19 protein-coding genes are annotated in these 23,420 nt (G+C 61.2%); 13 read left to right on the forward strand and 6 right to left on the reverse strand.

Annotated elements, in window-relative coordinates:
• Positions 1 to 69: 69 nt before the first annotated feature.
• The 3 genes from HX869_RS20025 to HX869_RS20035 all read left to right on the forward strand — a co-directional run bounded on the left by HX869_RS20025 (position 70) and on the right by HX869_RS20035 (position 3,388).
• The gene (locus tag HX869_RS20025) at positions 70 to 447 is read left to right on the forward strand and encodes a response regulator (protein WP_003210361.1); all 378 of its coding nucleotides are present in this window, start codon (positions 70 to 72) and stop codon (positions 445 to 447) included.
• A 101-nt stretch (positions 448 to 548) separates the two neighbouring features.
• Entirely contained in the window at positions 549 to 1,163 is a 615-nt protein-coding gene (locus HX869_RS20030) for a biliverdin-producing heme oxygenase (protein WP_178903557.1), read from the forward strand.
• Positions 1,160 to 3,388, forward strand: coding sequence for an ATP-binding protein (locus HX869_RS20035; RefSeq protein WP_177116677.1), 2,229 nt, complete (start codon positions 1,160 to 1,162; stop codon positions 3,386 to 3,388). Before HX869_RS20030 ends, HX869_RS20035 begins: the two co-directional genes overlap by 4 nt.
• A 360-nt stretch (positions 3,389 to 3,748) precedes the next feature.
• Here HX869_RS20035 and HX869_RS20040 read toward each other — a convergent pair whose 3' ends face one another.
• Positions 3,749 to 5,068, reverse strand: a complete 1,320-nt coding sequence (locus tag HX869_RS20040) for an ATP-binding protein (RefSeq protein WP_087695155.1) — start codon at positions 5,066 to 5,068, stop codon at positions 3,749 to 3,751.
• Positions 5,065 to 5,775, reverse strand: coding sequence for a response regulator (locus HX869_RS20045; RefSeq protein ID WP_023659139.1), 711 nt, complete (start codon positions 5,773 to 5,775; stop codon positions 5,065 to 5,067). Before HX869_RS20045 ends, HX869_RS20040 begins: the two co-directional genes overlap by 4 nt.
• Before the next feature lie 164 nt (positions 5,776 to 5,939).
• On the opposite strand from HX869_RS20045, the gene HX869_RS20050 reads away from it, so the two are divergent.
• The 4 genes from HX869_RS20050 (at position 5,940) to HX869_RS20065 (ending at position 10,171) form a co-directional block, all read left to right on the forward strand.
• Positions 5,940 to 6,728 (forward strand): VacJ family lipoprotein, encoded by a 789-nt coding sequence (locus tag HX869_RS20050; protein WP_003210369.1) that lies wholly within the window; start codon positions 5,940 to 5,942, stop codon positions 6,726 to 6,728.
• Positions 6,718 to 6,963, forward strand: coding sequence for a hypothetical protein (locus HX869_RS20055; RefSeq protein ID WP_003210371.1), 246 nt, complete (start codon positions 6,718 to 6,720; stop codon positions 6,961 to 6,963). Before HX869_RS20050 ends, HX869_RS20055 begins: the two co-directional genes overlap by 11 nt.
• Before the next feature lie 137 nt (positions 6,964 to 7,100).
• Positions 7,101 to 9,020, forward strand: a complete 1,920-nt coding sequence (locus HX869_RS20060; protein ID WP_178903558.1) for an alkaline phosphatase D family protein — start codon at positions 7,101 to 7,103, stop codon at positions 9,018 to 9,020.
• Positions 9,021 to 9,157: 137 nt separating this feature from the next.
• Positions 9,158 to 10,171, forward strand: a complete 1,014-nt coding sequence (locus HX869_RS20065) for a diguanylate cyclase (protein WP_023659140.1) — start codon at positions 9,158 to 9,160, stop codon at positions 10,169 to 10,171.
• Between the two features lie 4 nt (positions 10,172 to 10,175).
• Here the strand turns inward: HX869_RS20065 and HX869_RS20070 are convergent, their stop codons facing one another.
• On the reverse strand, positions 10,176 to 11,204 hold the full coding sequence (locus tag HX869_RS20070; protein ID WP_003210376.1) for an amino acid ABC transporter substrate-binding protein: 1,029 nt from the start codon (positions 11,202 to 11,204) through the stop codon (positions 10,176 to 10,178).
• A gap of 144 nt (positions 11,205 to 11,348) precedes the next feature.
• Between HX869_RS20070 and HX869_RS20075 the strand changes: the two genes are divergently transcribed.
• Both HX869_RS20075 and HX869_RS20080 read left to right on the forward strand, forming a co-directional pair.
• Positions 11,349 to 12,245 (forward strand): LysR substrate-binding domain-containing protein, encoded by an 897-nt coding sequence (locus HX869_RS20075; RefSeq protein WP_102605928.1) that lies wholly within the window; start codon positions 11,349 to 11,351, stop codon positions 12,243 to 12,245.
• A gap of 106 nt (positions 12,246 to 12,351) precedes the next feature.
• Positions 12,352 to 13,602, forward strand: a complete 1,251-nt coding sequence (locus HX869_RS20080) for an aspartate aminotransferase family protein (protein ID WP_134325788.1) — start codon at positions 12,352 to 12,354, stop codon at positions 13,600 to 13,602.
• A gap of 44 nt (positions 13,603 to 13,646) precedes the next feature.
• Here the strand turns inward: HX869_RS20080 and HX869_RS20085 are convergent, their stop codons facing one another.
• Both HX869_RS20085 and HX869_RS20090 read right to left on the reverse strand, forming a co-directional pair.
• Complete coding sequence (locus tag HX869_RS20085) at positions 13,647 to 13,931, reverse strand: CCDC90 family protein (protein ID WP_250884721.1); 285 nt, start codon at positions 13,929 to 13,931, stop codon at positions 13,647 to 13,649.
• Between the two features lie 100 nt (positions 13,932 to 14,031).
• On the reverse strand, positions 14,032 to 14,301 hold the full coding sequence (locus HX869_RS20090; protein WP_102368168.1) for a hypothetical protein: 270 nt from the start codon (positions 14,299 to 14,301) through the stop codon (positions 14,032 to 14,034).
• A gap of 294 nt (positions 14,302 to 14,595) precedes the next feature.
• Between HX869_RS20090 and HX869_RS20095 the strand changes: the two genes are divergently transcribed.
• From HX869_RS20095 to HX869_RS20110, 4 genes are all read left to right on the forward strand, one after another.
• Positions 14,596 to 15,933: a carbohydrate porin gene (locus tag HX869_RS20095; protein ID WP_102605931.1), complete on the forward strand. Its 1,338-nt coding sequence runs from the start codon at positions 14,596 to 14,598 to the stop codon at positions 15,931 to 15,933.
• Positions 15,934 to 16,046: 113 nt separating this feature from the next.
• Positions 16,047 to 18,464 carry a glucose/quinate/shikimate family membrane-bound PQQ-dependent dehydrogenase gene (locus HX869_RS20100; protein WP_008438499.1) on the forward strand — a complete coding sequence of 806 codons (2,418 nt, stop codon included), beginning with the start codon at positions 16,047 to 16,049 and terminating at the stop codon, positions 18,462 to 18,464.
• A gap of 244 nt (positions 18,465 to 18,708) precedes the next feature.
• Entirely contained in the window at positions 18,709 to 19,566 is an 858-nt protein-coding gene (locus tag HX869_RS20105; RefSeq protein WP_177081136.1) for a 2OG-Fe(II) oxygenase, read from the forward strand.
• Between the two features lie 34 nt (positions 19,567 to 19,600).
• The gene (locus tag HX869_RS20110; protein ID WP_178903559.1) at positions 19,601 to 21,025 is read left to right on the forward strand and encodes a pyridoxal-dependent decarboxylase; all 1,425 of its coding nucleotides are present in this window, start codon (positions 19,601 to 19,603) and stop codon (positions 21,023 to 21,025) included.
• Between the two features lie 30 nt (positions 21,026 to 21,055).
• On the opposite strand, the gene HX869_RS20115 is transcribed toward HX869_RS20110, so the two are convergent.
• The gene (locus HX869_RS20115) at positions 21,056 to 23,392 is read right to left on the reverse strand and encodes a bifunctional diguanylate cyclase/phosphodiesterase (RefSeq protein ID WP_008438502.1); all 2,337 of its coding nucleotides are present in this window, start codon (positions 23,390 to 23,392) and stop codon (positions 21,056 to 21,058) included.
• Between the last annotated feature and the right edge of the window lie 28 nt (positions 23,393 to 23,420).

Genomic DNA, 23,420 nt, shown 5'->3' on the forward strand with positions numbered 1-23,420 from the left:
ACATCCAATCGAACCTAATCGACGGCGCCCCACTCCACCTTACTTAACCCGGATGGTGGAGTAAGGATCATGGCTCAGCCATCGATATTGGTGCTGGAAGACGACGAAATCATTCGCTCGTTGATGGTAGATGTACTGGAGGATTTCGGCGCGGTGGTGACCTCGTTCCCGTCCGCAGACGAAGGAATGATTTTTCTTGAACGAGCCAGTGATCCGGTAGACTTGATTGTCAGCGATATCCAGATGCCCGGCCTGCTCAATGGCTACGACTTGAGCAAGGTGGTCGCCCATCGCTGGCCGACGCTGCCGGTGGTGCTGACCTCGGGCAACACCGCAATGGCCTCGCAGTTGGGCAGCACCGTGCGGTTCCTGCCCAAGCCATGGACCACCAAGCGCCTGATCGACTGCGTGCAGTCGGCCCTGGTGCAGGGTTCGCCCATGCACTGATAGCATCGCGATATCAGCCAAGGCGAACTTCACGGCGACTCCTGCGGTCAGTTATTAAGCAACCTTACATGGCCAGCAGGCCCCCAGTTCGAGTTTACTGAATGCATTCACAGGCCCATGACGTTAGTGCGCCCCCTGTACTTGAAGCCCTGCGCTCGGGTACCGCTTTACTGCACGTCGCCCTGGAAAAGCGCTTGCCGTTTTTCTCCCCGCAGCTCGATCACACTCGGTATAAACGCCTGCTCCAGGCCTATTACGGGTTCTACAACCCTCTGGAAACGACGCTGAACGACAGCGGCTTGATCCCCGTGGGGTTTGATCAGGTGCTGCGTCGCAAAGCTCCCACCTTGCTGACGGATCTTCACGCCCTGGGCCTGGACGCCCGAGCCATCGCCGCCCTTCCCCATTGCCTGTCGCTACCGATCCTCGACACGCCGGCCGCCTGCCTGGGCGCGCTGTATGTGTTGGAAGGTGCCACCCTGGGCGGGCAGATCCTGCGCCGGGAAATGGCCCAGCGCCTGGGACTGGATGCCGACAACGGCGGCGCGTTTCTCAACGTGTACGGCGCTGAAACCGGTCGGCGCTGGAAAGACTTTCTCGACTACCTGAGCCATGTGCCCCTCGATGCGCACGCCAAACTGCGCGCCGTGAACGCGGCCCGCTCGACATTCAGCTGCTTTGAGCAATGGCTCGACAGCCAGGAGGTACTGCTATGAAACCCGAAGATTTTGAAGAGTTGCTTGCCAACTGTGCAGACGAACCCATCCGCTTCCCGGGGGCCATCCAGCCCCACGGTGCGCTGCTGACCCTGTCCGAGCCGGACCTGCATATCGTGCAGGTGAGCGCCAACGTAGCCGAACTGTTCAACCACTCACCGGAATCCCTGCTGGGCCAGCCGCTGCACACATTGATCGGCATTGAACATGCCGAAGCCGTCCGGGCCATGGTCACGCAAAACAGCTTTTTCGACGCCGCACCGCTGCACATGACCCTCAACGGCGCCGAGTTCGAAGGCTTGCTGCACCGCCATCAGGATGTACTGGTGCTGGAGTTCGAACCACGGCTCAAGGACTTCCAGCCGCGGGCACTCAATGGCCGGACCAGCAACCTGGGCAAGATGCTGCAACGCCTGCAGGCGGCGAAAACCCTTCAAGCCTTGTATGAAATCAGCGTCAACGAAATCCAGGCCATGACCGGCTACGACCGGGTGCTGATTTATCGTTTCGAAGAGGAAGGCCACGGCCAGGTGATCGCCGAAGCGTCCGCCCCGTCGATGGAATTGTTCAACGGCCTGTTCTTCCCGGCGTCTGACATCCCCGAACAAGCCCGGGAGCTGTACCGCACCAATTGGCTGCGGATCATCCCCAATGCCGATTATGAGGCAGTGCCGCTGGTGCCCAGGTTGCGCCCGGACACCGGCCAGCCCCTGGACCTGAGCTTCGCCACCCTGCGCAGCGTGTCGCCGATTCACTGCCAGTACATGAAAAACATGGGGGTGCTGTCGTCCATGAGCATCTCCCTGATGGCCGGCGACAAACTCTGGGGCCTGATCAGTTGCGGCAACCGCCAGCCGCTGCTGGTGCCCAATGATTTGCGCACCGCGTGCCAGACCATCGGCCAGGTGCTGTCGTTGCAGATCAGCGCCATGGAGGCCCTGGACCTAAGCCGCCAGCGCGAAGAAAAAGTCGAGGCCCTGGCCTTGCTCAGCCAGGCCATGCAGGCCTCGCCCGCAAACGTCTTCGATGGCCTGGCGCAGCGTCCGCAATTGCTGATGGACCTGACCCTCGCAGGCGGTGTGGCAATCATCGAAGACAAGCAACTGCACCGCTACGGCAATTGCCCGGAACCTGCGCAGATTCGCGCCCTGCACAAGTGGCTGCAAGAGGCCGGGCAGCCGGTGTTTGCCAGCCATAACCTGGCCTCGGTTTACCCGCCGGCGGCTGAATACCAGCACGTAGCCAGTGGCGTGCTGGCCATGAGCTTGCCCAAGCCGGTGGACAACGGCGTGTTGTGGTTTCGTCCCGAAGTGAAGGAAAACATCAACTGGAGCGGCGACCCGAACAAACCCCTGGACCTGGAAAGCACCGACGCGGGCCTGCACCTTCGCCCACGCACCTCGTTTGAAATCTGGAAGGTGGAGATGGCCGGCATTTCCACCAAATGGAGCCACGGTGACCGCTTCGCCGCCAACGACCTGCGCCGCTCGGCCCTGGAAAATGACCTGGCCCGCCAGGTGCTGCGTGAACAACAGGCGGTGCGCGCCCGGGATGAACTGGTGGCGGTGGTTTCCCACGACCTGCGCAACCCGATGACGGTGATCTCGATGCTCTGCGGCATGATGCAAAAGGCCTTCAGTTCCGATGGCCCACACACCTCGCGACGGATTTCCTCGGCCATCGATACCATGCAACAAGCCGCCGGGCGCATGAATGTGCTGCTGGAAGATTTGCTCGACACCTCGAAGATCGAAGCCGGGCGCTACACCGTCAAGCCGGTGGCCCTGGACGTGAGCCAGATGTTCGAGGAGGCCTATTCACTGCTCGCGCCCCTGGCGATGGAAAAGGGCATCGACCTGTCCTTCAATGCCGAACCCGGGCTGCAAATCCATGCCGACCCGGAACGGTTGTTCCAGGTGCTGTCGAACCTGATCGGCAACGCCATCAAGTTCACCCCGCGCCAGGGCAATATCGGCATCAGTGCGTTGAGCAATGGCGAAGAGATCGTGTTTTCGGTGCGTGACTCCGGCGAAGGGATCGCCCCTGATCAGTTGCCTCACGTGTTTGATCGCTACTGGACGCAAACCGAAAACAATCCCACCGGCAGCGGCCTGGGCCTGTACATCACCCAAGGCATCGTGCAGGCCCACGGCGGGCGGATCGAGGCTGAGAGTGAGTTGGGGCGAGGCAGCGAATTTCGGTTTACGGTGCCCAAGCCGGCTTGAAACGGCGCCTCATCGAGACGGCGAAGCATATGGAAACCCAAAGGCCCGGAACGCCGGACCGGGCCAGGGCCACTGATCAGGACGCACTCAAAGGGAGGTGAATGCGCACACTTCACGTCCTTTCTAATGAGAGCCAACATCTATGTCCTTTCCAATCATTGGCAGCGCTTTCCATATCCAATCCTTCAATCAACCCACTCATTCGCCTCAAGCCACTCAACCCGTCCAACCTGTTCAGCCGGCCCTCAAACCAAACGATGAGCCCTCGCGTAGCAGCTCCAACCAGCAAATTTTTCAGTCGAATAGCGGTAATCTGACTGATCTGGGAAAAGGCAATTTGCCGTGAGGGTTTAAGCCTTCCTAAACCGGCAACACCACCACGGCGGCCAACCCGCCACACGGGCGATTCTCCAACGTCAGCGTTCCACCGTGTTCCAGGACAATCGCCCGTGCCGTGGAAAGGCCCAAACCGACCCCGCCGGTACTTTTATTGCGTGAGCCTTCCAGCCGAAAGAACGGCAGGAACACCTGCTCATGCTGCTCCTGCGGGATGCCCGGGCCACGGTCCAGTACCCGTATCGTCACCACGCCCGGACTCTGTTGCAGTTCGATTTCCGGCGCCCGCCCGTAGTGGATCGCATTGTCCATCAGGTTGGTCATCACTCGCTTGAGCCCCAGCGGACGACCGAAATACACCAGCCGTGGCGGGCCATTGAAGCCGATGTCGATGGACTGATCGCGGTAGTCGTCAATCAGCGTTTGCAGCAACTCCGCAAGGTCCAGTTGGGTGGCCTGTTCCAGGCGCGCATCGTCGCGAAAGAATTCCAGCGCGGTGTTGATCATCGCCTGCATCTCGTCGACATCACGGAACAGGCGGTGCTGCTGGTCGGCATCTTCGATGAATTCCCCCCGCAGGCGCAGGCGGGTCAGCGGCGCACGCAGGTCATGGGAAATCGCGGCGAGCATCTGGGTGCGGTCCTGGATGAAGTGCTGCAACTGCGCCTGCATGCCGTTGAACGCGAGAATCGCCTGGCGGATTTCCTGGGGGCCGACCGGCTCGATAGGCGGCGCACGAAAGTCGGCGCCGAAACGTCGCACACCCTGGGCGAAATACTGCAGCGGCCGGGCCAGGCGCCGGGTGGCGATCAGCGTGACCAGCGCGGTGGAAATCAGTACCAGCATCAGCACGATCAGGCTTCGCGGGCCTTCCGCCAGGCCCCAGCTGCGCGACGGCGCGCTGAACATCAGCCAGGATTCATCCACCAGTTGCACCACCAGCGCATAGCGCCCGCCGGGGCCAGGCCAGTCGGACGGTTCGTAGGCTTCCATCCGCCGCTCCGGCCCCTTGAGCAGCTGCTTGAACACCTGGTCGGAGTGAAACCCCGGGTCTTCCAGAACCGGCACATCAATGCCTGTGCGGGTGGCCGACCAACTCACATTGAAGCTGTCATCGGCCACTGCCCGAGTCAGTTGCGCGCGCTGGGACGGCTCTGCCGCTTCGATCATCCGCACGATCACCGCGACCTTCTCCAACAGGCCGGTTTCACCCAACGGCGGCCTGGCCCAAACGCCAGCCAGTTGCACAAACAGCGCATTGAAGGCCAGCGCAGTGAGCATCGCAATCAGGATGGTCAGGGCAATCCAGCGGGCCACGGTGTCCCGAGGTTTGAAGCGGCTCATGAGCGGGTCACCGCGACGGTGAACTGGTAACCACCGTTGCGCACCGTACGAATCATCGCCGGGCGCTTGGTGTCGAACTCCAGCTTGCGTCGCAGGCGGCTGACCTGCACGTCGATGCTGCGGTCGAACGCGTCGTGGCTATGGCCCCGCGCCAGGTTCAGCAATTGCTCGCGGGTGAGCACGCGCTGCGGGTGTTCGACGAACACCAGCAGCAGGTCGAACTCCCCGGACGACAACGGGATCATCACCTGGTCCGGCGAGCGCAACTCACGGCGCGTCAGGTCCAGTTGCCAGCCGGCGAAACGAATCAGCGGGCGCGACACGTCGCCCAACGTCGGCCGGTTTTCACCCGCCCGACGCAGTACGGCGCGCACCCGGGCAAGTAATTCACGGGCATCGAAAGGTTTGCTCAGGTAATCATCTGCGCCCATTTCCAGGCCCACCACGCGATCACTCAGTTCGCCCATGGCGGTCAGCATGATCACCGGTGTTGCGTATTGCTGGCGCAGGCGCTGGCACAGCAACAGGCCGTTATCCCCCGGCAGCATCAGGTCGAGGATGATCAGGTCGGCAGGTGTACGCTCCATGGCCGCCCACAGCTCGGCGCCATTGGCGGCGGTCTCGACCGTGTAGCCATGTTGCAGGAAGAATTTCTTCAGCAGGGCGAGGACCTCGAGGTCATCGTCCACGATTAAAAGATGGCTCACCGATGGGCATCACTTGGTCTTGTCGATGCGCCATCTAAAACCATTCGACGCGGCCCGTCATATATTTCAATCGTGCAATAAAGCGTCAACGGCGCAATAAAGCAGACATCTTTGCGCAAGCTGCGGCTGCCAGCATCGGCTTCCTTTTCCCGGAGACTGACCCCATGCGCTCGCTGACGTACCCCCAGCACCTGGCTCGCCAGGCGGTGTTGTTGCTGACTGTGTCTTACCTCACAGGCTGCGCGAGCCCGGCCAACGTAACGAGTACCACACGCTGCGCACAGGTTTCCTACCCGGTGTATGACCCCGCCGAACCGGTCAACCGGGGCGTGTTCGCCTTCAACCGCGCGGTGGATGACTACGCCCTGGCGCCTGTAGCCCGAGGCTACCGATACATGCCGGAGTTTTTCCAGCAGGGTGTGCATAACTTCGCCAGCAACTTCAGCGAGCCCAAGGTCTTCATCAACGACCTGCTGCAAGGCAACCCACGGCGCTCGATCAACACCCTGGGACGTTTTGCGGTGAACACCACCGTGGGGATCGTCGGCTTGATTGATGTCTCGGACCCGCTGGGCATCCCTCGCCACACCGCCGACTTCGGCCAGACCTTTGGCGTGTGGGGGATTGGCAACGGGCCGATTGTCGAACTGCCGTTGCTGGGCACCGGCAACAGCCGCGATGCGGCGGGCAAGGTCCTGAACTTCCTGGTGGCGCCGCTGGGCGACAGCGATACCGTGCAAACCCTGGGCACCATCAGCCTGGTGGGTGGCACAGTGGATACGCGCGCCTCGTTGCTGCCGCTGACCGACAGCCTGCAAAAGCTGCCGGACTACTACAGTGCCTTGCGTAACGTGGTGGCCGAACACCGCGCGGCCTTTGTGCTGGAGGGCAAGCAGGGGGCGACGTCGCCTCAGGCCGATAATTGTGCACAGGGAGCCGGCGATGATTTCTGAATCAAGCTCACTGGTCCTGCAACGTCAGGTTCGTAAACGCGGGACCAGCGCCCTGCTCTGCCGGGAGACCCGCCTGAGCCTGTCGTCGGAGCAGGGCCGCCTGGTGCTGAGCCGCTATGTCGAACGGTACAGCCCGCAGGGTGTGCGCTGGGTCGAGCGCCAGCACAGTGTGGCCCTGGCCGAAGTGCTGCGCTGGATGATTGCCGAAGGCGAGACCTGCGCCACGCAGTCATGATTTGAGATGAAAGGTTTATAGCCCGGGCCAGTGGGCGCCGGGTAATTTGCGGCTCGCCCGGGTATCGCGCCTTAACAAAACGCTGACATTCAATGCGTTACCTTTTCGGCCCAACCTTGCCCAGAGCCGTTGCCTTGATGCCTCACCCCGACACACTTCCCGCTGTACTCGCCGGCCCGTTGCTGCGACGCCTGGAACCGCGGCGCCTGGTGATGTGGCTGGTGGGAAGTCGTCCCCTGGCATTGACCCTGAGGCTGCAAGTCGCCCAAGGCGCGGCGCTCGATATCGAGTTGGACGCCAGCCAATGCAAGGTGGTGCCCGTCGGGCGCCAGGCCTTTATCCACCTGATCGACGTACCGCTGGCGGAAGCCCTGCCCCAGGACGTAAGCATCAGCTACGACCTGCTGGTAAACCGTGCCGGTATCGCCGAATGGGCGCCGCACCTGCTCTACCCGGGCGCACAAGGCCCGCATTTCGTCCTGCACAGCCGCATCCACCAATTGGTCCACGGTTCCTGCCGCAAGCCCCATCACAGCGCAGCCGACGGTTTGCTGTGTGTCGACCGGCTGCTGGCCGCATCGAACACCCTGGAGGAACGCCCGGCCTTGTTGATGATGAGTGGCGACCAGGTCTACGCCGACGATGTCGCGGGGCCGATGCTGCGGGCCATTCATGCGCTGATCACGCGCCTCGGCCTGTTCGATGAACACCTCGACGGTGCCGTCGTCGACAACAGCGCCGCGCTTTATGAGCATGCCGCCAGCTACTACCATCGAGCCGACCTGTTGCCCGCCCTGAAGAGCAACGAGACCCTGCGCGAGCGTTTTTTTGGCGGGGTGAAGAAGCCTATTTTCACCAGCAGCAGCGCCGACAACCACCTGGTGACTTTTGCCGAAGTCATGGCGATGTACCTGCTGGCGTGGTCGCCCGTACCGTGGCAGCTGATCACACCGCAAGCGCCGCAACTGCGCGCCGAAGGGCACGTACGCTATGGGCACGAGCAAGTGCAGATCGACACGTTCCGTGACGGCCTGGGTGGCGTGGCCAGGGTGTTCGCCCACCTCTCCTGCCTGATGATCTTCGACGATCACGACATCACCGACGACTGGAACCTCAGCGCCCAATGGGAAGAAACCGCCTACGGGCATCCGTTCTCCAAGCGCATCATCGGCAACGCACTGCTGGCCTACATGCTGTGCCAGGGCTGGGGCAATAACCCGGATGCGTTCGATACGGTGATCGGCAAAACCCTGGCGCTCACCACACAGGCCCACGACAACTACCTGCAGCCTGTCGCTCAAGATGAGCTGGTGGATGACCTGCTGAAGTTCCAGCAATGGCATTACGTGCTGCCCACCACCCCCGCACTGGTAGTGCTCGACACCCGTACCCGGCGCTGGCGCAGCGAGTTCAACCTCAAGCAACCCTCCGGCCTGCTGGACTGGGAAGCGCTGAGCGAACTGCAACAGGAGCTGCTGGATCACCCTTGCGCGATCATCGTTTCACCGGCGCCGATCTTCGGCGTCAAGCTGATCGAAACCGTGCAGAAGGCCTTCAGCTGGTGCGGCTACCCGCTGCTGGTGGACGCGGAAAACTGGATGGCCCACCGCGGCGCGGCACAGGTGATCCTCAACATCTTTCGTCACTCCCGCACACCGGGCAACTACGTGATCCTCTCGGGAGACGTGCACTACTCGTTCGTCTATGAAGTGCTGATTCGCCACCGCAATGCCGGTCCAAAAATCTGGCAGATCACCAGCAGCGGCATCAAGAACGAATTCCCGCCGCGCTTGCTGGAATGGTTCGACCGTCTCAATCGATGGCTCTACTCACCGCGCTCACCGCTGAACTGGTTCACCCGTCGCCGACTCATGCAGGTAGTGCCGCATATTCCGGAACACGCTGAAGCGGGCGAACGGCTCTGGAATTCTGCCGGGATCGGGCAGGTGTTTTTTAACCGGCAGGGGCAGCCTGAGGCGATTTATCAGCACAATGCCAATGGGGCGCCCAGGACCAGGATGGCGGCGCCTGATCAGAAGCTGAACCCAAGCAAGTAGTGGCTTTTAGCCACATTCCCACTAGACCAAAGACCCCCTTCTAAGCGCCAAGGCGCCGTTGTACAGTACCGCCAGCCACGGAGTATCGGCATCAATTTTGGCTGGCCCCAGGAGCCAGTCCACGCAGGGAGTGCGCAATGGACGATACATCCGGCAGCGAACCGTCAAGGAAGGACTTTTGCGACCTTAACGCCGACATGCTGCATGCCATCATGGAGCTGGTCAGCGACGGGATCTGGGACTGGAACGCCAACACCGGGTTCGTCTACCGCAACCCCGGCTGGTACGAAATGCTCGGCTATGCCCATCACTCCCTGGAAAACAGCGTATTCACCTGGGAAAACGTGATTCATCCCGATGACTATCCCCAAGTGATGGTGCTGTTTGATAACTACATCAACCGCCGCACCACTCACTATCAAGCCGAATACCGCTGCCGCAAGAAAGACGGCTCCTACCTGTGGATCGAAGACCGCGGCTACGTGATCGCACGTAACGACGACGGCTCGGTGGCACGCATGGTCGGCGCCCACCGCAGTATCCAGGCGCGCAAACAGTCCATCGAACAGCTGGAGCGCCGCAATCAATCCCTTGAAGCCCTGGTGGCCGAGCGCACCCGCGAGCTGTCGCGGGTCAATCAACAACTGCAGTTGCAACTGGACGAGAATCGCTCCCTGGCCGAACGCGACGCCTTGACTCGCGTGGCCAATCGTTACCGCCTTGAACGCGTCCTGCTGGAAGAGTGCGCTCGCGCCCAACGGTTTCGCCTGCCGCTGTCGCTGATCGCCATGGACATTGACGACTTCAAGCCCATCAACGATCAGCACGGCCATGCCGTAGGCGATGAAACCCTGGTGCGCGTGGTGGAATGCCTGGAGGCCTGCATTCGCCACGGCGACTTGCTGGCCCGCTGGGGCGGCGATGAATTCATGGTCATCGTGCCCAAAAGCACGTTGGAGACCGCGCGGGAATTGGCCGAGCGGATGCGCTGTGCGCTCAAGGACTTGCCCGCCGTGGGCAGCTTCAAGGTGACGTTGAGCCTCGGCGTGGTAGAGCGACGCAACGATGAGTCACCCGCCTGCCTGATGGCCAGGGCCGATCAGGCGTTGTATCGCTCCAAGGCGGCGGGCAAGGACACGGTTTCTTCGTGAAACCTCAGCGAACCGGCGGCGCGTACTGGATCCCGCCGTTGCTCCACAGGGCATTAAGGCCGCGCTTGATCTTCAGCACGCTGCCCTGGCCGATGTTGCGCTCGAACACCTCGCTGTAGTTGCCCACTTGCTTGACGATCTGCACGACCCAGTCCTTGCGCAGTTTCAGGTCCTTGCCGTAGTCACCGTCTGCGCCGAGCAAACGGGCGACGTCCGGGTTCTTGCTGGACTTGGCTTGCTCTTCAACGTTCTGCGAAGTGATGCCCATTTCCTCGGCATTGAGCATGGCGAACAACGTCCACTTGACGATGCTGAACCACTCGTCGTCGCCCTTGCGCACCAGCGGGCCCAATGGCTCCTTGGAAATCACTTCCGGCAACACCACGAACTCATCCGGGTGAGCCATCTTGATCCGCTGGGCGTACAGCCCCGACTGGTCGGTGGTAAGCACGTCGCAGCGGCCCGCTTCGAGGCCCTTGGCACTTTCGTCAGCAGTGTCGAAGGTAATCGGCGTGTACTTCAGGCCGTTGGCGCGGAAGTAATCCGAGACGTTCAGCTCGGTGGTGGTGCCGGCCTGGATGCAGATGGTCGCGCCGTCCAGGTCCTTGGCGCTCTTCACACCGAGCTTGGTGTTCACCAGGAACCCGATGCCGTCGTAGTAGGTCACGCCGGTGAACACCATGCCCATGCCCGCGTCACGGGAACTGGTCCAGGTGGTGTTGCGGGAAATCAGGTCGATCTCGCCGGATTGCAACGCAGTGAAACGCTCCTTGGCGGTCAACTGGCTGAACTTCACTTTCGACGCGTCACCAAAGAGTGCTGCGGCGACGGCGTGGCACACGTCCACATCAATGCCGGTCATCTTGCCGTTGGCGTCCGGCACGCCAAAACCCGGCAACCCATCACTGACCCCACACTGGATAAAACCCTTCTTCTGGATCGCATCCAGGGTCGCCCCTGCGTGGGCGCTCCCTGCCAGTCCCAGTAATGCTGCGGCGGTGAATGCCGCCAACGTGGATTTCATGTGCTTCATGCAAGGCGCTCCCTGTCGGTCTTTATTATTCGGCGCCACAAACCCGCGCCGTTTATAGTGTTGCCGGTCAGTATCAACGGCTTTACACCTTGGCCACAAACGACGTTTAGGCAAAGGCTCCTTCCGATTTGGAATGAACTTCTCATGATCTCGAAACGCTTGACCCCTTCGATGACCGCCCTGCAGTGCTTCGAAGCCGCCGCCCGCCACCTGAGTTTCACCCGCGCGGCCGAAGAACTGCACCTGACCCAGAGCGCGGTGAGCAAGCAGGTGGCACAGCTCGAAGAGATGCTCTGCCACCCGCTGTTCCAGCGAGTGCGCCAGCGCTTGTACCTGTCGCCGGCGGGCTCGCTGTACCTGGAGGAAGTACGCAAGATCCTCAACCAGGTGGATATTTCCAGCCGCTACATCCTCACCTACGGTGGCGAGACCGAAGTGCTGCGCATCGCCACCCAGCCGACCTTCGGTGACCGCTGGCTGGTGCCCAAGCTCAAGGATTTTGCCGCGCGCCATCCCAATATCCACCTGGACGTGCGCAACGAACTGGAGCCGTTCGACGTGTTGCAGGCCAAGGCGGATATCGCGTTTTTCTTCGGCCAGGGAGCGTGGCCGGGGGCAACTTGCATCGAGTTGTTTCGCGAAGCCGTGGTGCCGGTCTGTGCCCCCGGGTTTGTTGCCGCTGGCAGCGACGCCTCGTCCCGCCACACCTTGCTGCAATGCACCTCGCGCCCGGAAGCCTGGCACGAGTGGTTTCTGGAACAGGGCCTGCACTCGCAAAACAGCTACCACGGGCCGCGTTTCGACACGTTCTACATGTGCATCCGCGCCGCGCAATCGGGGTACGGCGTGGCGTTGGTGCCGCAGTATCTGGTGGCCGAGGAATTGGCGAACGCCAGCCTGATGATCCCCTGGGATTACAGAATGCCGAGTGCCGGCGCGCACTTTATCGCCCATGCCGAGCATGCCGGGGAGATCCCGAAAGTGAAGGCGTTCCTGAACTGGATGGTGGATGTGGCGAAGGAGCTTGCTCCCTCGCCATAGCACATCCCGACTTTTAATAATGACCCGGCGACTTTATTTCGTTTGCGGGGCAAGGCGGCTCACGGCTTAGATAAAAGGACGCATCCTATTCTTGAGTCCCGGATCCATGAGCCGCGAAACCATCAGCCAATCGATTTCCATCGTCCACCCCATCAGTCTCAGCCATGGCCGGAACGCCGAAGTCTGGGACACCACCGGCAAGCGCTTCATCGATTTCGTCGGCGGCATCGGCGTGCTCAACCTGGGCCACTGCCACCCGCGTGTGGTGGAGGCGATCCGCGACCAGGCCACCAGGCTCACCCACTACGCCTTCAATGCTGCGCCTCACGCGCCCTACATCGAACTGATGGACCGTCTTACCGCATTCATCCCGGTGGATTACCCGGTCAGTGGCATGCTCACCAACAGTGGTGCGGAAGCGGCGGAAAACGCCCTGAAAATTGTCCGCGGCGCCACTGGCCGCACCGCCGTCATCGCCTTTGACGGTGCGTTTCACGGGCGCACGCTGGCGACGCTCAATCTCAACGGCAAGGTGGCGCCCTACAAGCAAAAAGTCGGCGTATTGCCGGGGCCGGTGTTCCACCTGCCCTACCCCAGCCGCGACAACGGCGTGACCTGCGGCGAAGCACTCAAGGCGATGGACCGCCTGTTCAGCGTGGAAATCGACGTCGACGACGTGGCCTGTTTCATCATCGAACCCGTGCAGGGCGAAGGTGGTTTCCTGGCGCTGGACGTGGAATTTGCCCAGGCCCTGCGACGCTTCTGCGATGAGAAAAACATCCTGTTGATTGCCGATGAAATCCAGTCCGGCTTCGGCCGCACCGGCCAGCGCTTCGCCTTCTCACGCCTGGGCATCGAACCGGACCTGATCCTGCTGGGCAAAAGCATCGCCGGCGGTGTGCCGTTGGGTGCGGTGGTGGGTCGCAAGACATTGCTCGACAACCTGCCCAAAGGCGGCCTCGGCGGCACCTACTCCGGTAACCCGATTGCCTGCGCGGCGGCCTTGGCCACCCTGGATGAAATGACGGACGAGCACCTGCAAGGTTGGGGCACGCAGCAGGAAGAAGCGATCGTCAGTCGCTATGAATCATGGTGTTCGAAAAGGCTCTCCCCCTACCTCGGCCGCTTGACCGGCGTGGGCGCCATGCGTGGCATCGAACTGGCCAACGCCGACGGCAGCCCGGCGCCACAACAACTGACCCAGCTGCTGGCACTGGCCCGCGAGGCGGGTTTGTTGCTGATGCCCAGCGGCAAATCGCGGCATATCATCCGCCTGCTGGCGCCGTTGACGATTGAAGCGGCGGTGCTGGAGGAAGGGCTGGATATTCTTGAAGAGTGTTTGGCGAAGTTGGCTTAAAAACCAAAAAGCCCGGCGGGAAGCCGGGCTTCGAACGGAAAACGTCAGTGGACGAGTCGGGCGACGCCAAAGGCGATGGCAGACAGAACGCCCGCAGTTCCAACAAACCATTTCAGGATACGGGTTTCCATTGATTGCATGTCTGTCCTGAAATTGGCGATCTCAAGACGCAGCCCTGATGTGTCTTCACGAAACTCGGCCCTTGTGGCGATCAGGTCAGCCTTGGTCACCATCTGTTCTTTTATGCCATCGAGCTTCGTCTCTACTCGCGAAAGCCGATCGCGTATATCAGGAAGTGCTTTTTCAATCGTATCAATACGCTTTTCCAAGTCGTTTCCTCCTCCGCTGCCTCCACCACTTTTGCGGGTACTCTCGAGTGAAGAGGCTTGACGATACTCGTGTCGAAGATAACTCACATTATTCTTGAGATCATTCGCCATTTGGGATGCCTTTTTCCTTGGCCAACGCGTTTAAATCATCAGCGACGCTGTCCATGTAATCGATAAACTCATTCAGTTTTAACCAAGCCTCATCTGCCGCCTCTTTCACTTCGGCATTTTCACTGTGTTTCAGAGCACCGGACAAACTGATGATCCCGGAGCCCAGTCTGGACATTGCACTGTGATACTGACCGAGAATAATGACTAGTTCCCCGGCTGTTACGGCCTTTGCCTCACCCACGTTGTCGTCGCCTTCCATGTCGACCCCCCATCTGTTTTGGTGACGCAGATAACCACGCCCTCAAACACAAACCAACGCACAGATTGCTACCAAATCCGACGATCCAGCGCACTATTACCAAATCCGAAAGAATCCATCTTCCGTTTAGCCCTTTCTCTCCCCGCGCCAGGGCTTTATCCTTGTCAGCAACAAACTGAAACGTTTCATCATTCCACCAAACCATCGACCGCCCGTGTTCAACGCCCTTGTGCGAACGCGCCAGGCCGCTGTTTGCGTTTCAAAACCATAAAATATTAAGACCCCATTTTGCCTATGCCTGCTTTCCCAAACCTGCGCCTGTGCGCTGCGCTGTTACCGTTCGGCCTGATCAACTGTGCCCAGGCCGCACCTGCCTTTGACGCTGAATCACCGTGGATGCTGGGTGATTTCGGCGGCACTCGGACAGCGCTGTCTCAACAAGGCTACGACTTCAAATTCGACTACACCGGCGAAATGGGCAGCAACCTGCACGGCGGCTCGGATCACGACCGCACTGCGCGCTACAGCGACCAATTCGGCCTGGGCACGCACCTGGATCTGCAGAAGATCCTCGGCTGGCACGACGCCGAGTTCCAGTTGACGGTAACCGAGCGCAGCGGCAACAACATCACCAATGACCGGGTCAACGATCCGCGTGTGGGCGGTTTTACCTCGTCCCAGGAAGTCTGGGGCCGTGGCCAGACCTGGCGCCTGACGCAGATGTGGTACCAGCAGAAATTCTTCGACCAGAAGCTCGACATCAAGGCCGGGCGCTTTGGCGAAGGTGAAGACTTCAACAGCTTCCCCTGCGACTTCCAGAACCTCGCATTCTGCGGCTCGCAGGTCGGTAACTGGGTGGGCAGCATCTGGTACAACTGGCCGGTGAGCCAGTGGGCGTTGCGGGTCAAATATCACCTGACGCCCGAGTTGTACGCCCAGGTCGGCGCCTACGAACAGAACCCGTCCAACCTCGATCGCGGCAACGGCTTCAAGCTCAGCGGCAGCGGCACCCAAGGCGCCCTGCTCCCGGTTGAGCTGGTGTGGACGCCTACGCTGAACGGCCTGCCCGGCGAATACCGCGCCGGCTACTACTACAGCAGCGCCAAGGCCAGCGATGTGTATAAAGACCGCAACGACCAGCCGGCAGCCCTCAGCGGCGAGGCCTATCGCAGCGCCTCCAGCAAGCACGGGGTGTGGCTGGGGGTGCAGCAGCAAGTCACCAGCCTGGCCAGCGACCATTCTCGGGGCTTGAACGTGTTCGCCAACGGCACGATGCACGACAAGAAAACCAACGCTGTGGATAACTACGTGCAAGCCGGCGTGGTCTACAAGGGCCTGTTCGACGCCCGCGCCAAGGACGATATCGGTTTCGCCGTGGCCCGGGTGCACGTCAACCCGGCCTACCGCAAGAATGCCGAGGCAAGCAACCAGGCCCACGCGGTATACGACTTCGATGACCCATCCTACCTGCCGATTCAACACACGGAATACAGCGCTGAGCTCTATTACGGCATCCATGTCACCCAGTGGCTGACGGTGCGCCCGAACCTGCAATACATCCGTCACCCCGGAGCCGTGGCCCAGGTGGATGACGCGCTCATCGGCGGGATCAAGCTGCAAAGCTCATTCTGACGTTGTAAGTAAATTCTGAAGAAAACGAATTAGCCCTGAACCAAGCCTGCGCCGGAACGTCATCTACAGTGAACTGTGCGCAATCAATTCAAAACGTAACGGAGAACCACACTATGAGCACTGATGGTGCTTCAAGTCCAAGTCGCCTGCTGCCCAGGCTGCTGGGGATCTTGCTGCTGATAATGGGCCTGGCCTTGTTGGCCGGGGGGATCAAGCTGAGCATGCTCGGCGGGTCGCTGTATTACCTGCTGGCCGGTCTCGGCATCACCGTCACAGGCCTGTTGCTGCTGGCAACACGCCGTGCGGCGCTGGGCTTGTACGCACTGGTGCTGTTTGCCAGCACCGTATGGGCGCTGTGGGAAGTCGGCCTGGACTGGTGGCAACTGGTACCGCGCCTGGCCCTGCTGTTTGCCCTCGGCATCGTCATGCTGCTCCCGTGGTTCCGCCGTCCGTTGCTGCGTGGCCAAGCCTCGCCGCTGGGCACTGGCGCGCTGAGCGTCGCGGTCGTACTGGCCGGCGCCGCTGCATTGGCCAGCCAATTCACCGACCCGGGCGCCATGGTCAAGAAAGGCCAGCTGGACCGCGATGCGGTACCGGGCATGGCCAGCACTGCGCCAGCCCAGGCTGATGGTGACTGGAACTCCTATGGCCGTTCGGCCTTCGGTGATCGTTACTCGCCACTCGCACAGATCACTCCGGAAAACGCCCACAAGCTGGTTCCAGCCTGGACCTTCCGTACGGGCGACATCCCTGGCCCAGGCGATCCCGGTGAAACCACCGCGGAAAACACCCCGCTGAAAGTCAACGGCATGCTCTACGTGTGCACGCCCCACAGCCAGGTGATTGCCCTGGACCCGGACACCGGCAAGGAAATCTGGCGTTTCGACCCGAAGATCAGCAGCGAAGGTGCTGCCAACTTCAAGGGTTGGGCGCACATGACCTGCCGTGGCGTGTCGTATCACGATGATGCCGTGTATGCCTCGGAACAGAGCCCGACTGGCAGCGCCAGCCCGGCCGCCGCGCCGAATGCCTGCCCGAAACGCATCTTCGTCCCTACCGCCGACACCCGTCTGATCGCCCTGAACGCCGACACCGGCAAGATGTGCGAAGACTTCGGTGACAAAGGCCAGATCGACTTGCGTGCCAACATCGGCACCTTCGCCCCGGGCGGTTACTACTCCACCTCGCCACCGGCCGTTACCAAGAACCTGGTGGTAATCGGCGGTCACGTGACCGACAACGTCTCCACCGACGAGCCTAGCGGCGTGATCCGTGCGTTCGACGTGCACACCGGCAAGCTGGTGTGGAACTGGGACAGCGGCAACCCGGACGACACCACCCCGTTGGCCGAGGGCAAGACTTACACCCGCAACTCGCCAAACATGTGGTCGATGTTCGCGGTGGACGAAAAACTCGGCATGCTCTACCTGCCGATGGGTAACCAGATGCCCGACCAGTACGGCGGCGACCGGACTCCGGACTCCGAGAAGTACAGCGCCGGCCTGACTGCCCTGGACATCGACAGCGGCCACGTGAAGTGGACCTTCCAGTTCACTCACCATGACCTGTGGGACATGGACGTGGGCGGCCAGCCTTCGCTGATCGACATCAAGACCGCTGACGGCGTGAAGCAAGCGGTGATGGCGTCGACCAAGCAAGGCAGCATCTACGTGATCGACCGCTCGAACGGTCAGCCTGTAGTGCCGATCAATGAAATCCCTGTACCGCAAGGCGCAGTGGCCGGCGATCACACCGCACCGACCCAACCGAAGTCCGACCTGAACTTCATGCCACCGCCCCTCAAGGAGCGTGACATGTGGGGCGTGACGCCGTTCGACCAGATGCTGTGCCGGATTGACTTCAAATCCATGCGCTACGACGGTCCGTTCACCCCGCCGTCGCTGCAGGGCTCGATCGTTTACCCAGGTAACTTCGGCGTGTTCGACTGGGGTGGCATTTCCGTCGACCCGGTTCGCCAGATCGCGTTCGTGAACCCAAGCTACATGGCGTTCAAATCGAAACTGATCCCGGCCGCCGACATTGCCAAGCAAGGCCCACGGGTCAGCGAAACCGAAGGCGTGCAGCCGAACAAAGGCGCGCCATACGGTGTGATCCTCGAAGCCATGCTGTCGCCACTGGGCCTGCCGTGCCAGGCGCCGGCGTGGGGTTATGTGGCCGCGGTCGACCTGACCAACCACCAGACCATCTGGATGCACAAGAACGGCACCGTGCGTGACAGCTCGCCGGTTCCGATTCCACTGACCATGGGCGTGCCAAGCCTGGGCGGGACTTTCACCACCGCCGGTGGCGTGTCCTTCCTCAGCGGTACCCTTGACCAGTACCTGCGTGCCTATGACGTGAAAAACGGCAAGCAGTTGTGGGAAGGCCGCCTGCCAGCAGGCGCGCAAACCACACCAATGACCTACACCGGCAAGGACGGCAAGCAGTACGTGCTGGTCATGGCCGGCGGTCATGGCTCCCTGGGCACCAAGCAGGGTGACTATGTGATGGCGTTCAAACTGCCGGATTAAGCAAAACCGGCAGTAAGAAAAAGGCGGCTACCTAAGTGGGTAGCCGCCTTTTTTTATGCGTGAAATAAAGCGATCCGATAGCGCCGATGTATTTAAAAGTTTACTCGGAAAAGTCCTATACCTCCCCAAAAGTCTTTCCCTCAACTTTGGCCCTGCGCCATCCGACGCTCACTGTCGCCAGTAAATCCCCAGCCAAACAAACGTTATCTATATGACGTGCTGTAACTAACATGGAGTTTTCATCATGACGGACCTCAACAGCGTTGAATCAATACCTGCAGTCCCGCATAGCCAGGCGCCCGGGATCCTGGCACTTGAGCAACTCGACACACTCAGCCTGGAAAAACTTATTCGCGGAGAAATACTTGCCATCCGGGTACCTGACTACGCGAATGAACAAACCAGCGAAGTACTAAATAAACATATCAACGAAACGGCGACGCTCCAGGAATATAACCACGAGACCTATGAGCACGGAAAAGTTGTCCAGCATTTCTATGGTGTCCATCGCTGGGGAACACCGTTCAACTCCACCTACGGCAAGGCCGCAGACAGCTATTCGCAACAGAAATACTATGCAGACGCCAACCACATGCGCTGCGTGATCGATGACCTCTGTGCCCCGCGCAAACCACCCATCCATCTACTGATGGAGCATATCCGGCAGGTGTGGCCAGAAGGCGCGACAACCGCGGCGTTCCAGGGCCAGCCGATGTTCTGCGGCATTATCCGCGCCATGTTCCCGGAGACAGCCCACCTCTCCGAAACAGTCCCCCATGTCGATTGCCTGCCCTTGTCGATTGCCGAACTGGAACATCAATTCAGCGCGAATATTTACCTCGAAGTACCACCTTCCGGAGGTGAACTGGTCATTTGGGATACCGAGGCGTTTACCTACGACGAGGTCATCCGTTTCGAAGGGGCGGAACTGCCCGAAGATCGTTTGCAAAAACCGCTGCGCATCCAGCCGCAGAAAAACGAACTGGTGATTATCAATACTCGCCGTCCCCATGCCATTTGCGGTTTCGATTCAGGCAAGCGCATCAGCATCCAGTCCTTTATCGGCTATACCACTGGCCAGCCGTTTTACTTCTGGTGCTAACGCCTTTATTTCTCTTCCTGACGGACACCCTGATATGACACCTGAAGAATTCCGCCGACATGGCCACGCCATGATCGACCTGATTGCAGACTATCGACAAAACATCGAGCAACGCGGTGTGCAACCCACCACGGCCCCGGGAGAAATCAGGTCCGCATTGCCGGCCAGCCCGCCTGAGACAGCCGAACCGTTCGAACAGATCATGGGCGACGTCGAAACACTGATCATGCCCGGTCTGTTGCATTGGCAGCATCCAAGTTTCTTCGGGTTCTTCCCGTCGAATGTGGAACTGTCCTCCGTCCTCGGCGATTGCTTGAGTACCGGCCTGGGCGTGGTGGGATTGTCGTGGCAATCGAGCCCGGCCCTGACCGAAATCGAGGAAGTCACCACCGATTGGCTGCGCGACATGATCGGCCTGAGCGCCAACTGGAGCGGAGTGATCCAGGACTCGGCCTCGACCTCCACCCTGGTGGCGCTGATCAGCGCCCGCGAACGCAGCTCCCACTACGCGCTGATGCACGATGGCCTGCAAAACAGCGGCGCCCCCTTGATCGTCTACACCTCGGCCCACGCCCATAGTTCAGTGAACAAGGCCGCGATCCTGGCGGGGTTCGGCCAGAACAATATCCGTACCGTGGCAACCGACGAACACAATGCAATGTCACCGCATGCATTGGAGCGGGCAATCGAACAAGACCTGGCTGCCGGGAACAGACCCTGTGTGGTGATTGCGACCACCGGCACAACGGCAGCCATGGCCATCGACCCCCTGGAAGCCATCGGCGCCCTGACGCAACGCCACGGGCTGTGGTTGCATGTCGACTCAGCCATGGCCGGGGCCGCGATGATCCTCCCGGAATGCCGCGCGCTGTGGCACGGCATCGAGAACGCCGACTCGCTGGTCCTCAACCCTCACAAATGGCTGGGGGCGGCGTTTGATTGCTCGGTGTACTTTGTACGCGACCCCGAGCACTTGATTCGCATCATGACCACCAACCCCAGCTATCTACAGTCCAAGGCTGACGGCCAGGTCAGGAACTACCGCGACTGGCGGATCTCCCTGGGCAGCCGGTTCCGCGCGCTGAAGCTGTGGTTCCTGATCCGCGAGCAAGGCGTCAGCGGCCTGCAGGCCCGGCTGCGGCGTGACCTGGCGAATGCCCGCTGGCTGGCAGAACAGATTGAAGGCAGCAAACACTGGAAACTGGTAGCCGACGTCACCCTGCAAACCTTGTGCATTCGCCACGAGCCACCAGGCCTTGATGGTGAGGCGCTGGATAACTACACCCGGGCCTGGGCGGAAAAGCTCAACCATTCAGGCAGCGCCTACGTCACCCCCGCCGTGCTCGACGAGCGCTGGATGGTACGCGTGTCCATTGGCGCGCTGGGGACGGAGCGCCACCACGTCGAAGGCTTGTGGGAACGGTTGCAAACCCTGGTCGATGCAACGGTTGAACACTGAAAGACCGGCGTCGGTGCAGCCACCGACGCCCTAGACCGGCACGCGCTCGCGGCGCATCCACATCTCAAACGCCATGGCATTCAACGGCCGGCTGATCAGATAGCCCTGGGCCGTGTCGCACTTCCAGAGCTTGAGCAGCTTGAGGCTGGGCTCGAACTCCACCCCTTCGGCCACCACCTTGAGCCCCAGGTTGTGGCTCATTTCGATGGTCGAGCGCACGATCACGCCGTCGCCGGAAGTGCTGTCGAGGTTGCGCACAAACGACTGGTCGATCTTCAATTCCTGCACCGGCAGGCGTTGCAGTTGCGCCAGGGATGAATAGCCGGTGCCGAAGTCATCCACCGACAGGCTGATGCCACAAGCGCGCAGTTGCTCCAGCACGCTGAGGGCCTGGGCCGGGTTGTGCATGATCGCGCTTTCGGTGATTTCGAAAATCAGTTGCCGGGCCGATACCCGGTAGTGCGCCAGCAACTCGGTCACCCGCGGGGCCAGGCCGTCATCGGCGAGGTCATCCACCGAGATGTTCACCGACAACTGCACCTCCAACCCGCGCACCGCCCACTCGGCCAGTTGGCGAATGGCTTCTTCGATCACCCACTGGGTCAGGCTGCCCATGCTGCCGGTGCGCTCGGCCAGGGGAATGAACTCGGCCGGCGACACCAGGCCCAGGGTCGGGTGCTGCCAGCGCAACAGCGCTTCGGCCTGGCGCACATGGCCATGGTGCAGGTCGAGCTTGGGCTGGTAACACAGGTACAACTCGCCCTCCGTCGGCGCCCGGCGCAGGTCACGAATCAGGCTGATTTGGCGTTGATGGGCGAGGTCGCGGTCCTGCTGGTAGATCTGTAAGTAACCCGGGAACGCTGCCGCATCGTGGCGGGCAATCGCGGCGCGGCTGATCAGCTCTTCAACCTGCTGGCCGTCGGCCGGGTAGGCGGCGATGCCGATGCTCACTTCGTGGCGCAATTCATCGCCACCAATGCGCTGGGGTTCGGTGAGCAGCCCATACAAGCGGTCAGCCAGGGCCACCGCGCGGTCGATCGCAGTGTTTTCCAGCAGCAGCAAAAACTCGCTGCCGGTGATGCGCGCGGCGGTGTCGCTGGCCGAAAGGCTCGACAGCAGGCAGCGGCTGGCTTCGCGGAGCATTTCTTCCACGCCTTCCGGGCCGTAGCCTTCGTTGATCACCCGGTAGTTTTCAATCCCCAGGTACAGCAACACCACCGGCCGGCCAGCGCTGATGGCGCTGCCCAGGCGCTCCATGGCCAGCGCGCGGTTAGGCAGGCCGGTGAGCGGGTCGTGCAAGGCGTTGTGGGCCAGTTGTCGCTCGCGTACCGCGATCCCGGTTTGCATGGCGTTGAAGGCCTGGGCCAGCAGGCCGAATTCATCGTGGCTGCGCACCTGTACCGGTGTGCGGTAGTCACCGGCCCCGATGCGTTCGGCCGCCTGCACCAACGCATTGAGTGGGCGTGAAACCCGCCGCGCCAGAAACAACGCACCCGCGAGCGACACCAGCAGCACCACCAGGGCGATCGCGAGAAATTGCCGGTCCAGCGGCGCGAAGGATTCAAGGGCGTGGTCCAGCGGGCTTTGCAGCAGCACCCGGACCTCGCCACCGTCTGCCGTGTTGCCCAACGGCAGCACCTGGCTGAGATAGCGCTGGCCGTGGAACAGGTTCAATTGCGCCACCGGAGTGATGTACGCGCCCTGCAGATCGCTGGCAATCGACGCCTGTAGCGCCTCGGGCTGAGTACTGAACAATTCGCCGGGCTGACCATGCTGCGCGCTGATGAACGACACTTCCAGGTTGCTCATGGAGCGCAATTCACTGGCAAAGATTTCGTCCATCGGAAAGCCCATGGCGACACGGGCGATCGGTGCGGGGTCGACGACTTCCTGTTGCACCAGCAGGAAAGGCCGGCCATCCAGGGCCACGATCAACATTTGCAGGCCGCTGCGCCGGGCCTGGCGCAAGGCATCGTTATAGGGAAAGGCCTGGCCGGACGTCAGCGCCGGTAACGTGCTGACCATCACGCGGCCGTCGAGCCCCAGCACAAATACCTCGCTGGAACTCAGGCCGGTGCCATGCCGGCGCAGGGTCGCGAGAATCGCGTCGGGCTCGCCATCGGCGACAGCCTGGCGAAACGGCAGGTCCGCCGTCAGCCAGTTCAAGCCGTATTGCAGGCGCCGGCCACGCAGGTCGAGCAGGCGTTCGAACACCTGGCTGCCGGTTTCCAGCTGCACCTGAGCCTGGTTTTCCACGGCGCGATTGGTGGCGGTCTTCACCGCGAAATACACCGCCGCCACGACCACCAGCAACAGCAGCGCCAGCACCCCGGCAATCCGGGTTTGAAACGTATGGCGCCACCTCATTCTGTTGCCCTCTGGCAGCGCCTGCCCC

Source organism: Pseudomonas sp. P7779, from assembly GCF_013386315.1.
Taxonomy (GTDB): Bacteria; Pseudomonadota; Gammaproteobacteria; order Pseudomonadales; family Pseudomonadaceae; genus Aquipseudomonas.